A 12,633-nucleotide genomic window follows, 5' to 3' on the forward strand; every position below is an offset into this window, starting at 1 on the left:
GAACGCGGCGCAGGGTCAGTAATCCGGTATCGGCAGCGGCGAATTGTTCGAGTCGATGCCGCCGTCGACGTGAAAGATCGCGTTGGTCGCATAACAGTCGCGCGTGGACAGGTACACCGTCAGCCGCCCGAGGTCCTCCACGTCGCCCAGCCGATGCAGCGGCGTGGCCTCTTGCATCTTCTCCAGCGACCCGGGCATCAGATCCAGGCTGCCCCGCAGGCCATCGGTGGCGAAAGAGCCCAGGGCAATGGCGTTGACGCGGATCTTGGGTGCGAGTTCCTGCGCCATGGCGCGGGTGAGCGCTTCGAGGCCGCCCTTCGCGACGCAGTACGCCGTCAATGCCCGGATGCCGAACCGGGCCGAACCGGACGAGATGTTGACGATGGAACCGTGTCCCGCGGCGAGCATGTGCGGCGCCGCGAGCTGGCTCATGATGAAGGCTGACGTCACGCACCAGTCGAAGGTGTGCCGGAAATCCTCGTCGGTGATGTCCAGAAAACGCGCATAGGTGGAACCACCGACATTGTTGACCAGAATGTCGATGCGGCCGAACCGCTCCATGGCGGTGTTCACGACGCGCTCCGAGTCCGGGCGGCTCATCGCGTCGGCGACCAGCGCGAGGCCCTTGCCACCCGCGGACTCGATCCCCTCAATCGTGCCAACGATATCCGCTTCGGTGCGTGCGGTCCCGACGACCGTGGCGCCGGCCTCCGCCAGCACTCGGGCAATCCCTGCACCGACACCCTTCCCGGCACCCGTGACGATCGCGACCTGTCCGTCCAGCCGGAATTGCTCCAACGCCATGCCGGGCTCCCTCGATCGAGTGTGTGCGCCGTTCAATCTAAGGAGGTTGCTGACTAAAGTCAACGAATAACCGCAGCAGATACCGAAGGTTATAGTACAGGCGCAAGAATGATCAAGTTATGCAAGCGTTCCTGGCGTCGACACGGCATAATGGTTTATTGAGCCTGGCCACTTCGACTTGAGTCAGGTCAACCGTGAGGACTGGCAATGGCTGTGACGGACAGGCTGTCGGCGCGCGAAGCCAAGCGCCTGCAGACGCGAGAGCGCTTGATGGGCGCCGCGATCGCGGAGTTCGCTCGCGCAGGCATGGCCGAGGCCGACGTCAGCGCGATCGTGGCCGCCGCCGGAGTTGCCCACGGCACCTTCTTCTTCCACTTCCCCACCAAGGAGCACGTGCTGCTGGAGCTGGAGCGCCGCGAAGAGGACCGGATTGCCAAGCAGTTCGCCCAATTTCTCAAGTCGAAGCACGACCTCGTTTCCGCGTTGAACGAGGCGGTCCGCTTGGTGGTCGGATTGGAACGCCGCTTGGGCGACCTGCTCTTCAATGACTTTCTCGCGCTGCACTTCTCCCAAACCCGTCCGCAGACCGAAGACGGCCGGGACCACCCGTTGATCGTGTTGGTCGCCCGCGAAATCGAGATGGCCCAGCAGCGCGGTGAGACGGACCAAGAGGTCAATCCCATGAACAGCGCGGTGTTCTTCCTGCTGGGCCTGTACGCGCTGCTGATCACCACCAACCACTGGCCTACTGGGCATACCCTGCTGGAGGACTACGTGGCGAGGACTTTGCGCAGCCTGAAGCCCTGACGCCGGAACGGCTTTCGCGTGCTAGCGGACCACGCCGAGCAACGGCACCAACCCGAGTTCCTTATGGGTGAGGAAGCCCGGCGCGGCATCGCAGACGGCGGGAACAGTATTAGCCGGACCCATTGCCGTCCACGTGTAGCCCGGCTTCGGGTAGTTGCCCTGTGGGTCGGCCGGTGCCTGCAGGATCAGTTCGGTGGGTTCGTCGCCCTCGATCACGATGCGGTAGTGGTAGTGCCCACCCCAATCCGGTTGCGGTTCAATGGCATCGTATTCATCCATCGTGTACATCTCGTGGAAGGTGATGAGGGGCTTTTCGTCGACCCACGTCGTCCACTTGTGATGTTGCGAGGCGACGGTGCCTTTCTTGATCGTGCCCTTGAAGCCCGGCATGTCGCTGGACGGCCCTCCCTCATAGGGGATGTCGCGGATCGCCGTTCCCAGTTCGACGTCCGTCGTGTATTTGTCGACCGTCTTCCCCAGGCCGTCGACCACCATGGCCATCGATTGCGCGAAGAGTGGCCAGGCGTTGCCGAGCAGATTCGGTCCCGCCCGAAACTCCTCGGGGGTGTTCCCCATCCCCATCTCGTGCAGGTACTTCAGAGTGTCCTTGCCGAAATTCACCACCTCGTAGATGTGGATGGCGTCGATCCGGCTGACGATGCGGGCGAGCGTCAGAACCAGGAGGTCACCGGCAAAACCCGGGTTGACTCCCCCGGCATGGAATGACGTCCCGCCCTCGTGGCACGCCGCATCGATCTTGTCGATGTCGGCCTGGCTGTGCTCGGTACGAAACCACCATGCACCCCCGGACGCCACAACGTTCTTGCCCGACCGCAGCAGGCGGCAGACCTCGTCGGGATCCGACCACAACGGCGCGTAGAACACGCAATCGGCGTCGAGCGCTTCGATTTCCGCCTTGTCGGTGGTGGCGAGCACCCCGATCGGCGCGACACCGACCAGCTCCCCGGCGTCCCTGCCCACCTTCTCCTGGCGGTTGCACAGCACCCCGACCACCGCGTAAGCGGGGTTGTGCGCGAAATGGCGCAGCGCGATCGTCCCGACATTGCCTATGCCCCACTGGATAACGCGATACTTCTTCTCGGCCGGCGATTTGAGCGTCATTGCTACTCCTTTGCATGGCCGCAACGGCTGAGCGCTCGCTGAGCGTAGGCGTCCGCGGAAGCTCGTGTCAACGCAGGGAGGCTGACTCTCGTCAGTAGCACCCATTCGAAGCCTAGGCTCATTCGGCGACAGTACTCATAACTTCTAACGCTCCATCCATGTTCGGCATGGGCCTGCTCGACGTCTTCTGCTGACTACAGTCAGCCTGTTATAGTGCAGACGCCGATCCAGGAGGGTTCGTGAATCTGCCCAAGCTCGAGTCAACCGGCGCCGCGCAGGCGACCCTGACCATCGACGAGCACATGGAACGCTCGCAACTGGCCCAGCGCCGGGCCGACAAATGGCTGATCTCCGGCAGCCTGCTGATCGGCACCGCTGCCCTCGGCATCTTCGGCCTGCCGCTATTCCTGTGGGGAGTGCGGTTGCTGCGCCGCGCCCAACGCGACGGCCTCTCGGTTCGGCCCATGCTGGTCACGTTGCTCGGTTACCTCGTGATCATTGACGCCGCGATCAACACCGTCGGATGGGCGCTCGACCTGGTGGCGAACCACACCATTCTGGCCCGCGTGCTGCTCAACGGCTGGGGCAACATGTTCGACGCCGGCTACTTCTGGCACTACAACGAGTTGTGGGTCGGCGGCGCGGCCGGCCCAGGTGAAAAGGCATTGGAAGTCGGCCTCATCCTGACCGTCTTCACGATGCGCATCGCCGCCGCCATCGGGTTCCTGCAGATGAAGCGCTGGGGCCATCAGTGGATGGTCATCACCTGTTGGATGGGCGTGGTCATCTGGATCACCTATGTCTTCAACATGACCATGTTCGCCGACGTGCGCTTCGCCGGCGTCGTGCTGCCGGTCGTCGGCTGGTGGCTCTACGACATCTTCTACATCACCCCGTTCCTCGCCATCCCTTACCTGCACACCGTCAACCGCGAACTCTTCTCCGACTGAAATGTGCGAGCTGAAATCCACTACGTCACCGAGGAAGTCACATCATGGGTTATCTGTGGGAAATCCTTCGCTACATCGCCGCATGGGGTGGCACGGGCCTGATCATCTGGTTCTGGTACTGGCTGTTCTCCAACATCGGCACGTTCTGAGCGGCGGTAAGCGCGAAGCACGGGAAGTGTGCAATGGCTGACCACTCCGATGCGCACGCGATGGCGCTGGAACGCAGTTGCGCCGTCACGGCGGTCGCGCTGAGCGAGCAGCGCCGCGATGGTGTCCGGCTCGTCACGGGCGAGCGGCGGAGCTTTGGCTTGAACGCGGCACTCACGTTCGTTCATGTCCCCTATCCCATACCGCAGAACTGGACGCGCCGGACCCTGACTTGCGGTGTGGCGCTGCAGTGTTCGCCGTCTAAAGAACGCGTCACGGAGTATCGCCTGAGCGAGCTCACCGCTCGCGAGCTGTGTGCGCTCACCCTTATCGAGGCCCGCGTGGCGCTGGGCTGGATAGCGTCGCGGTGGCCGGGCCTGCTCTCCGACTTCCAACGACTCCTTGCCGACTTCAAACCCGAGGCTGCCGACATGGACGCCGCCGAGATGCTCAACCGGGCAATCGCATTGGCCGCTACAGGCCAGGAAGTGGCGATTCATCCGCTACTCGGCGCCTTGCCGCTGGCGTACACGACACCGCACGGATTGACCGACAAATTGCGGCGCAGCTTCGGCCGGATGCCGTGGACGACGACGCAGAAGCGTATTCCACGACCGTACTCGGTTCCCGTCGGGGGCGACGGCGGCGTGCGCAATCCCAACCTGCCACCGCCGAGCCGGCCGCAGGACAACGATCTCGACGTCACCCCGCAGCGCCGGCCCGGAATTCCGTATCCGGAATGGAACATGTGGACCCAACGGTTCATGCGCGACCATGTCGCCGTGATCGAGCATGCCGACGGCCGCAGCACACGCCGTCCGGTTGCGGTGGCCGTCGACGTCCGCACGTGGTTCGAAGAACACACCCATCGGGCGATGACCAACCGTCTCGAGGACGGATCGGACCTCGACGTCGACCAGTACGTCAACCACTACATCGATTTGTCCACCGGCGAGGCCAAGGAGCCGAGGGTGTTCCGCGACCTCCTGCCCAGCAGCCGCGACGTGACCACCGCGTTGCTGCTCGACGGCAGTTCGTCGCTGGGGGTGCACGGCGGCCGGGTCTTCCAGCTCGAATTGGCCTGCGCCGACGCGCTTTCACGCGCCATGACGCTGGCGCGCGAGCGGCACGGGGCATTCATGTTCACCGGCAACACCCGCCACCGCGTCGAAGTGCGGTGCCTGAAGGACTTCGAAGACCGGCGGTTCGTACCGCCCAGCGGTCTCGGTCTGGCCACCCGGGGATATACCAGACTCGGTGCGCCGCTTCGCCATTTGACGAGCCGGCTGCTCGCGCAGCCGTCCGAGCGTCGCCTGCTGATCGTCATTGGCGACGGACTGATCTCCGACGAGGGCTACGAGGGCCGCTACGCCTGGGCCGACGCCGCGCACGCCGTCGAGGAGGCCAACGAGGCCGGCGTGTCGATCTACTACGTGGGGGTGGGACCCACCCGCGTCGATCCGCTGCCCGAGGTGTTCGGGCCTCGCCGGTCGCAGCGGATCCGGCGCATCGAGGAACTGCCCCGGGTACTGGCCCATGTCCATCGTGAACTGGTCGCCGCATGAACGCCGGCCTACTGAGGAAGAGATGACCATCGACACATATTTCGCCAACGGCAACGAGGTCCAGCTGTTCGAGCAGGCCTTCCTCCGGCGCATCCCGGTCATGCTCACGGGCCCGACCGGATGCGGTAAGACCCGGTTCGTCGAGCACATGGGCTCGCTGCTGCAGCGGCCCGTGGTCACGATCAGCTGCCACGACGACCTCACCAGTTCCGACCTCGTCGGCCGATTCATGGTGATCGGCGGCGATGTGGTCTGGACCGACGGCCCGCTGACCCGCGCCGTCAAAGCCGGCGCGATCTGCTACCTCGACGAGGTCGTCGAAGCGCGGCACGACTCGCTGGCCATCCTGCATTCGCTCACCGATCATCGACGTGCGCTGTACCTCGACCGGGCGGGTGAGGTCGTCACTGCGCCCGAGGATTTCATGCTGGTGTGTTCGTACAACCCCGCCTACCGCAGCTCGCTCAAGGAGCTCAAACCGTCCTTCCGGCAACGGTTCGCGACGCTGGCGATGCACTATCTGCCGCCCGACCGCGAGGCCGAGGTGATCGTCGCCGAATCCGGGATCCCGCTGGCCACCGCGCAGCGGCTGGTCGGCTGCGCGGTCGCGGTCCGCACCGCCGACGAGGCATTCCACTTCGAGCCGCCGTCGACCCGGGTCCTGGTCACCGCTGCGCAGCTGATCGCCGCCGGCGCAACCGAGTTGGATGCGGCCGACGCCTGCATCCTGGCGCCGCTGAGTACCGACGGCGCGGTCACCGATGGACTTCGTGAAATCGCGGCGGCCAGCCTGGCCGCGTCGAGCAGTTCGCCTTAAGGAGAGGAGCAACGGACATGGATCAACAGGAGCGCAAGCGCAAGAGGGCGCTCATCGTCTTTCAGATCTTCATCTACGGCTACCTGCTGGCGATGTTCGGCGTCCAGCTCTTCATGTCGTTTGCCCGAGGCTGGTGGCATCTGTGACTCTCTCCGCCGCGCAGGCGAATTCGGTGGGCATCGACGATCATCACGACGAATCCCGCCAGGCTCAGCGCCGCGCCGACAAGTGGATGATCGTCGGCGCCGCCCTGATGGGCATGTGGGCGCCCGGCCTGATCGGATTTCCCATTTTCATGCGCGGGGTGTGGCTGCAGCGCCAGGCCCTGCGCGCAGGACTCTCGGTCCGGCCGATGATCGTCACCCTGATCGGCTATCTGGTGCTGATCGACGGGATGCTCAACAGCCTGGGCTGGGTGCTGGACCTGGTGGCCAACCACACGCTGATCAACCGCGTGCTGATGGTCGGCTGGGGCAACATGTTCGACGCCGGTTATTTCTGGCACTACAACGAACTCTGGGTCGGGGGTGCCGCCGGGCCGGGCGAGAAGGCCTACGTCGCCGGCCTGATCCTCACGGTCTTCTCGATGCGGGTGGCCGCCGCGATCGGGTTCCTACAGATGAAGAGGTGGGGCCATCAATGGATGGTCATCACCTGCTGGATGGGCGTGGTGATCTGGTCGGCCTACGTCTTTAACATGACCATGTTCGCCGACGTGCGCTATGCCGGTGTCGTCTTCCCGGTCATCGGCTGGTGGCTCTACGACATCTTTTACATCACCCCGTTCCTCGCGATCCCGTACCTGCACACGGTTAACCGCGAAATCTTCTCTGACTGAACAGGTTTAAGGAGCATTGCTATGACCGCACCAACAGATACCGATGAAAAAGACCCGACCGCAAATCTCGAACCCGGCACCACGCCGTACTACGCACGCATGCACAAGTGGATCAAGCGAGCCGTCTTGGTGTGTCTGGTGGCACTGGTGGTCGAGGGTGCGTTCACGCTGCCGTTCATGGCGGTGTACTACGGCTATCCGACGCTGAGCCTGACGGAGATCTGCAGCGAACTGCTGAAGATTCGCTATTCCAACGACACGCTGGAGTGCAAGTACCCCTACCCCCCGTTCGGTCCGCCCGAGGGCGCCGAGGGCAAGGCCACCGCCCAGGACGTGTGGGGAATCCAGCCGATCCCGAAATACCACCGGCTGGGCTTTCGCGAATTAGTTCGCATCCACGACGAACGACTCGCTCGTCAGGCTGCGCAACAGCACGCAGGGTCACACCCTTGACGTACCGCGTCGTCCAGTGGACGACGGGGAACGTGGGAAAGAAGTCGGTCCACGCGATCGCCGATAATTCATTGTTGGAACTCGTGGGCTGCTACGCGTGGTCACCCGACAAGGTCGGCCGGGACGTCGGCGAGTTGTGCGGCGTCGAACCACTGGGCGTACGCGCGACCGACGACATCGATGCGCTGCTGAGCATGAAGCCCGATTGCGTCGTCTACAACCCGATGTTCGCCAGTGTCGACGAAGTGACGCGGATTCTCGAAGCGGGGATCAACGTCGTGACCACATCGGAGTTCATCACCGGGCACGAACTGGGCCCTGACCGTCAGCGGATCAGCGAGGCGTGCGCGCGTGGTGGCTCGACCATCTTCGGTAGCGGCATCAACCCGGGTTTCATCCAGCTCTTCGCAATCGTCACGGCCGGCATCTCCGACCGAGTGGACCGTATCTCGGTTCTCGAGTCCTTCGACACCACCATCTATAACTCGCCGGCGACAGAGATCCCGATGGGTTTCGGCTACCCGATCGACCAGCCCGATTTGCACGCGATCACCGAGAAGGGTTCCGGCATCTTCCGGGAGGCGGTGCTCCTGATGGCCGACGCCCTTGGCGTCGAGCTCGACGACGTGCGGTGTGATGCGGAATATGCGCAAACCACTGAGGATCTGGTGCTGCCCGGGGACTGGACGATCAAGAAGGGTTGTGTCGCGGGCATCGACGTCCGGTGGAAGGGATTCTTCGGTGCGCGCGAAGTGGTCGAGGTACGCGGGATATGGACGAAAGGCCAATCCCTGGAACCGGCTTGGTCGACAGATTTCGGTTACACCGTCACGGTGCAGGGTCGTCCAACGATCAAAAGCACATTGAGTTTTGAGCCTCCGGCGGATTTTCAGGCCGAGACGATCGACGACTACATCATGCTCGGTTTGACCATCACCGCCATGCCGGCGATCACCGCGATACCCGCTGTCGTCTCGGCGCCGCCCGGCATCGCCACCTACAACGACCTCCCCCTACTTCTTCCGCGCGGAGTGCTGGCGCGCAACTGAGAGGACGGCAAGTGACCACCACCACGCACGCGCCCAGCATCTTCGAGGCGGGACTTCCGGCCCTCGAGTATGACGCCACTGAGTCGCCGGACAGCGTCTGGGACAGGATTCGGGCCGCACAGCGGCGGGCGCCAATCGCGATCGGTCCGCTTGGTCCCGAAGTATTGTCCTATGATCTTGCCCGAAATATCCTGCGCGACAACCGATTCGTCATCCCCCCAGGTCTCCATCTGAGCGCGCAGGGCGTGACCTCGGGGCCGCTCTGGGACAGGGTCGTCGGCAGCATCATCTGCGCGGAAGGAGCCGAGCACCATCGGCTTCGCAGCCTGGTATCACGGGCGTTCACGCCGCGGGCAATTGCGCGTCTGGACGCAACGATCGGCCAAGTGATCAACGACCTGATCGACAGTGTGGCCGCCGCGGGCCGCTGTGACGTCGTCACCGATATCGCCCGGCATTATCCGATTCCCATCATCTGCGCCCTGCTTGGTGCACCACGGGCGGATTGGACGCACTTTGAACGATGGGCCGAAGCGATCTTCAAGATGGTCAACTTCTCCGTCAATCTTGTCGACGAGATGCCCTCTGTCCTTCGGGGCTGGGCCGAACTCGACGCCTACGTCGACGAGATGGTTTCCGAAAGACGAGACCACCTGACAGACGATCTGCTGTCCAATCTCATTCGCGCCGAGGACCCTGCTCAGGCAGGCGACCGCCTCAGCGCCGACGAATTGCGTATGACGGTGGGCGGTTTGTTGCTCGCGGGAACCGATACCACCCGCAATCAAGTGGCCGCTTCCATGCAGGTGCTGCTCGACCACCCGGAACAATGGGCGTTACTGCGGGATCACCCGGAACTGGCAATGTCCGCGGTCGAGGAGACCATGCGCCACTCGCCCGCCGTGTGCAACACCGTTCGCACCGTGAACGAGGACGTCGAGTTCGGCGGATACACCTTCCCGAAGGACACGTACATCTTTGTGAATTCCTTCGCCGCCAACCGTGATCCCGCAACCTATCAGGATCCCGAGCGACTCGACATCACCCGCAAGGGGGCCCCGGCAATATTGACCTTCGGCGGCGGCGTGCACTACTGCCTCGGCGCCAACCTCGCCAGATTGGAGCTCGCTGAAGGTCTCAGGAACCTGTCTCACCGGATGCCCGACGCCCGGCGTGTCGGTCCGGCTCCGTGGAAACCGATGCTAGGCATGAGCGGACCGCAAACCCTGCCCATCGAGTTCGGACCGCGATGAACCGCCCGGGCCGCGTGGTCCGTCTCCCCGACCCCTCTCTCGATTCTGCTCGGAGGTCGCAAATGAATGATTCAGCATCACGCTTGCACCACGTCGTCTTCGCCGTGTCTCGCGACGAACATGACACCGTCGCACAACTGCTATCCGAGCTGGGCTTCAGCTTCGAAAAGATCGAGCTCGACGAACTCGGGATCCGGGTCCTCTTGGATTGGAATCGCGGCATCGAGCTGATCAGTCCCAACCCGGATTCCACGGGAGAGGTCGCGGCATCGGTGACCGAATTCCTGGCGAGTCATGGGAATGGCATTTTCACGGTAGTCCTGCAGGTGCCCGAAGCGTCGGCGGCAGAGGACACCGCCGAGCGCTACGGGTCGGCCACCCGCTTTCGGCAGGGCTTCAACGGCGACGGCAACTACCTCGAAGAGATCGACCTAACGGTGATGGGCTTGCCCCTGACCATGCTGTCGACCAACTTGCCGTGACGGGTCGGAAGGTATTGGCATGAGCCAACTTCGGTTCGACGGCCAGGTCGCCATCGTTACGGGGGCTGGTGGCCAAGCCCCAAGTCTGGGTCGGTCCCACGCCGCGCTGCTCGCCGAGCGTGGGGCCAAAGTGGTGGTCAATGACCTCGGTGTCGGTCCCGACGGGCGCGGGATCATGCGGGCGGACGCCGACCAGGTAGTTGACGAGATTCGCGCTGCCGGCGGTGAGGCGGTTTCCGATTGTCACAGCGTCGCCGAGGAACAGGGTGCCCGCCGTGTCGTTGCGAGGGCGCTGGACACCTGGGGACGGCTCGACATCCTGGTGAACAATGCCGGCGTCTGTTTCATGGCCCATTTCGACGAGATCTCTAGTGCCGACATCCGCAACGTCATCGACGTGCATCTGATGGGCACCGTGTGGATGTGCCGAGCCGCGTGGCCGCACATGCGCGAGGCGGGGTACGGGCGGATCGTGAACACCACATCAGGCGCGATGTTCGGGATCGAGAACCTTTCTATCTATGGTGCCGCCAAAAGCGGCATATTCGGATTGACCCGCGGGTTGGCCGTCGAGGGTGCGGAATTGGGCATCAAGGTCAACGCATTGGGACCGGCCGCCAACACCACCGCGATCCGCCACTTCAATGAGACGTCTCCGTTCACCGACTTGATGGAAGACCACTTCCCCACCACCCTGGTCTCCCCAGCCGTCGCGTACCTATCTCACCGCTGTTGTGAGCTCTCCGGAGCCAACCTCGAAGCGGCCGCCGGCAACATCGGGTTGCGTATCTTCGGCCAGACCGCGGGATACACCGACACCGATCTCACCGTCGAGAAGGTGCGCGACAACCTCTCGACGATTGTGGACAAAAGTACGGCCACCATGATCCCCGACCCGGGCGAATCAGCTCCCGGACCCACCGGTGCGGGCCAGCTCGGCGCCGTGCTGAAGCCCTATCGTCCGGTTGAACCGTTGCCAGCCAGAAGGATTCGTGGGTCCCTCACGGCACAGGCCCAAGTCCACAGCCAGGAGGGATCATGACCGCGACACATGACGCACCGGAGATCCTTGGCCGACTGCCGCTGCCCACTCTCACAAGGGAGACATCATGACCGTCGGCACCGCAAAGCCCAGTGTCTTCGACGCCGATCTACCGGTGTTGAACTACGACATCACCGACACGCCCCAGGAGATCTATCCGCAATTTCGGGCCGCCCAACAGGTGGCACCGATCGCACTGGGTCCCGTGGGCCCAGAGGTGCTCTCCTACGAACTCACCCGAACCGTCCTCGGCGACCCAAGGTTCGTGATTCCTCCAGGCATCCACCTCACCGCTCACGGCTTGACATCAGGCGAGCTCTGGGATCGCGTCGTTGCCAGCATCCTGTGCATGAACGGCGACGCTCATCGTCGGTTGCGCAGCCTGGTGTCGAGGGCATTCACACCCCGCGCAACCGCCCGCATGGACGAGACGATCCATGCGGTCATCAATGAGCTCGCCGACGCGGTTGTCGCGGAAGGTAATTGCGAGTTCGTCGAGCAGATCGCGCGCCCATACCCGATTCCAGTCATATGCGCCCTGCTGGGCGCGCCACGGGAAGATTGGCAGCTGTTCTCGAAGTGGGCAGAGGACATCTTCAAGGTGGTCAGCTTCGACTGCAATCTTGCCGACGAAGAGCCCAAAGTTCTGAAGGCCTGGGACGCTTTCGATGAATACATCGACGGAATGATCGCCGATCGTCGCAAAGCGCTGACACACGACTTACTCTCCGAACTCATCCGTGCAGAAGATCAAGGCGACCGCCTCGATGCCGGCGAAGTCAAGATGCTGGCGTTCAGCATCCTGCTGGCCGGAACCGACACCACCCGAACGCAGTTGGGGGCCTCGATGCAAGTGTTGTGCGAGCATCCAGAGCAGTGGGCGTTGCTCCGTGACAAGCCTGAGCTTGGAATGAACGCCGTCGAAGAAACCATGCGGCACTCCCCGTCGATGTGCAGCACCCTGCGCAGCGTGACTGACGACATCACGGTCGGCGAGTACACATTCCCGGCTGGCACCTTCATCATCGTCAACACGTATGCGGCCAATCGCGATCCGGCCATTTACGACGACCCCGTCCGTTTCGACATCACCCGCAACGATCCGCCGCCCATCTTGACCTTTGGCGGGGGCGCGCACTACTGCCTTGGGGCTAACCTCGCCCGGCGGGAACTCTCCGAAGCACTCAAGATTCTCGCCCGCCGCGTACCGCATCCTCGGTGCACCGAAAATCCTCCGTGGCGGCCACTTCTCGGCATGAGCGGGCCCACGCGCCTACCGCTCGAGTTCGATAACTGAGACGCGC

General features: G+C 63.4%; 14 protein-coding genes. 12 read left to right on the top strand and 2 right to left on the bottom strand.

All coding sequences use genetic code 11. The annotated features are described in order from the left end of the window. Nucleotides 1-15: 15 nt before the first annotated feature. Nucleotides 16-804, bottom strand: a complete 789-nt coding sequence (locus AC5Y4H_RS07220) for an SDR family NAD(P)-dependent oxidoreductase (RefSeq protein ID WP_499979807.1) — start codon at nt 802-804, stop codon at nt 16-18. A gap of 207 nt (nt 805-1,011) precedes the next feature. On the opposite strand from AC5Y4H_RS07220, the gene AC5Y4H_RS07225 reads away from it, so the two are divergent. Beyond that, on the top strand, nt 1,012-1,611 hold the full coding sequence (locus AC5Y4H_RS07225; protein WP_499979810.1) for a TetR/AcrR family transcriptional regulator: 600 nt from the start codon (nt 1,012-1,014) through the stop codon (nt 1,609-1,611). Between the two features lie 21 nt (nt 1,612-1,632). On the opposite strand, the gene AC5Y4H_RS07230 is transcribed toward AC5Y4H_RS07225, so the two are convergent. Continuing rightward, on the bottom strand, nt 1,633-2,733 hold the full coding sequence (locus tag AC5Y4H_RS07230) for an NAD(P)H-dependent amine dehydrogenase family protein (protein WP_499979813.1): 1,101 nt from the start codon (nt 2,731-2,733) through the stop codon (nt 1,633-1,635). A gap of 302 nt (nt 2,734-3,035) precedes the next feature. Between AC5Y4H_RS07230 and AC5Y4H_RS07235 the strand changes: the two genes are divergently transcribed. The 11 genes from AC5Y4H_RS07235 to AC5Y4H_RS07285 all read left to right on the top strand — a co-directional run bounded on the left by AC5Y4H_RS07235 (nt 3,036) and on the right by AC5Y4H_RS07285 (nt 12,626). After that, entirely contained in the window at nt 3,036-3,683 is a 648-nt protein-coding gene (locus tag AC5Y4H_RS07235; RefSeq protein WP_095532428.1) for a hypothetical protein, read from the top strand. A gap of 182 nt (nt 3,684-3,865) precedes the next feature. Next, on the top strand, nt 3,866-5,395 hold the full coding sequence (locus AC5Y4H_RS07240) for a nitric oxide reductase activation protein NorD (RefSeq protein ID WP_499979814.1): 1,530 nt from the start codon (nt 3,866-3,868) through the stop codon (nt 5,393-5,395). Nucleotides 5,396-5,417: 22 nt separating this feature from the next. Continuing rightward, nucleotides 5,418-6,212, top strand: a complete 795-nt coding sequence (locus AC5Y4H_RS07245; RefSeq protein WP_499979816.1) for a CbbQ/NirQ/NorQ/GpvN family protein — start codon at nt 5,418-5,420, stop codon at nt 6,210-6,212. A gap of 17 nt (nt 6,213-6,229) precedes the next feature. Then, nucleotides 6,230-6,358 (top strand): hypothetical protein, encoded by a 129-nt coding sequence (locus AC5Y4H_RS07250; protein WP_499979819.1) that lies wholly within the window; start codon nt 6,230-6,232, stop codon nt 6,356-6,358. After that, nucleotides 6,355-7,050: a hypothetical protein gene (locus AC5Y4H_RS07255; RefSeq protein WP_499979820.1), complete on the top strand. Its 696-nt coding sequence runs from the start codon at nt 6,355-6,357 to the stop codon at nt 7,048-7,050. Before AC5Y4H_RS07250 ends, AC5Y4H_RS07255 begins: the two co-directional genes overlap by 4 nt. A gap of 21 nt (nt 7,051-7,071) precedes the next feature. After that, nucleotides 7,072-7,503: a hypothetical protein gene (locus tag AC5Y4H_RS07260; RefSeq protein ID WP_499979822.1), complete on the top strand. Its 432-nt coding sequence runs from the start codon at nt 7,072-7,074 to the stop codon at nt 7,501-7,503. Then, a complete protein-coding gene (locus AC5Y4H_RS07265; RefSeq protein WP_499979825.1) occupies nt 7,500-8,552 on the top strand; it encodes an NAD(P)H-dependent amine dehydrogenase family protein in 1,053 nt (350 codons plus the stop codon). The genes AC5Y4H_RS07260 and AC5Y4H_RS07265 overlap by 4 nt, the downstream gene beginning before the upstream one ends. Before the next feature lie 11 nt (nt 8,553-8,563). Continuing rightward, complete coding sequence (locus tag AC5Y4H_RS07270) at nt 8,564-9,805, top strand: cytochrome P450 (RefSeq protein WP_499979827.1); 1,242 nt, start codon at nt 8,564-8,566, stop codon at nt 9,803-9,805. 62 nt (nt 9,806-9,867) lie between these two features. Next, complete coding sequence (locus tag AC5Y4H_RS07275) at nt 9,868-10,287, top strand: hypothetical protein (RefSeq protein WP_499979832.1); 420 nt, start codon at nt 9,868-9,870, stop codon at nt 10,285-10,287. 19 nt (nt 10,288-10,306) lie between these two features. Beyond that, complete coding sequence (locus AC5Y4H_RS07280) at nt 10,307-11,329, top strand: SDR family NAD(P)-dependent oxidoreductase (RefSeq protein ID WP_499979834.1); 1,023 nt, start codon at nt 10,307-10,309, stop codon at nt 11,327-11,329. A 67-nt stretch (nt 11,330-11,396) separates the two neighbouring features. After that, nucleotides 11,397-12,626, top strand: a complete 1,230-nt coding sequence (locus tag AC5Y4H_RS07285; RefSeq protein WP_499979836.1) for a cytochrome P450 — start codon at nt 11,397-11,399, stop codon at nt 12,624-12,626. The last annotated feature ends 7 nt before the right edge of the window (nt 12,627-12,633 follow it).

This window comes from Mycobacterium sp. NGS58 (assembly GCF_059812385.1).

What these genes read in the sequence shown, in the direction of transcription:
- AC5Y4H_RS07285 (WP_499979836.1), top strand. Translation starts at nt 11,397, where the DNA reads ATGACCGTCGGCACCGCAAAGCCCAGTGTCTTCGACGCCGATCTACCG.
- AC5Y4H_RS07240 (WP_499979814.1), top strand. Translation starts at nt 3,866, where the DNA reads ATGGCTGACCACTCCGATGCGCACGCGATGGCGCTGGAACGCAGTTGC.
- AC5Y4H_RS07235 (WP_095532428.1), top strand. Translation starts at nt 3,036, where the DNA reads ATGGAACGCTCGCAACTGGCCCAGCGCCGGGCCGACAAATGGCTGATC.
- AC5Y4H_RS07245 (WP_499979816.1), top strand. Translation starts at nt 5,418, where the DNA reads ATGACCATCGACACATATTTCGCCAACGGCAACGAGGTCCAGCTGTTC.
- AC5Y4H_RS07230 (WP_499979813.1), bottom strand. Translation starts at nt 2,733, where the DNA reads ATGACGCTCAAATCGCCGGCCGAGAAGAAGTATCGCGTTATCCAGTGG.
- AC5Y4H_RS07280 (WP_499979834.1), top strand. Translation starts at nt 10,307, where the DNA reads ATGAGCCAACTTCGGTTCGACGGCCAGGTCGCCATCGTTACGGGGGCT.
- AC5Y4H_RS07260 (WP_499979822.1), top strand. Translation starts at nt 7,072, where the DNA reads ATGACCGCACCAACAGATACCGATGAAAAAGACCCGACCGCAAATCTC.
- AC5Y4H_RS07220 (WP_499979807.1), bottom strand. Translation starts at nt 804, where the DNA reads ATGGCGTTGGAGCAATTCCGGCTGGACGGACAGGTCGCGATCGTCACG.
- AC5Y4H_RS07275 (WP_499979832.1), top strand. Translation starts at nt 9,868, where the DNA reads ATGAATGATTCAGCATCACGCTTGCACCACGTCGTCTTCGCCGTGTCT.
- AC5Y4H_RS07250 (WP_499979819.1), top strand. Translation starts at nt 6,230, where the DNA reads ATGGATCAACAGGAGCGCAAGCGCAAGAGGGCGCTCATCGTCTTTCAG.
- AC5Y4H_RS07225 (WP_499979810.1), top strand. Translation starts at nt 1,012, where the DNA reads ATGGCTGTGACGGACAGGCTGTCGGCGCGCGAAGCCAAGCGCCTGCAG.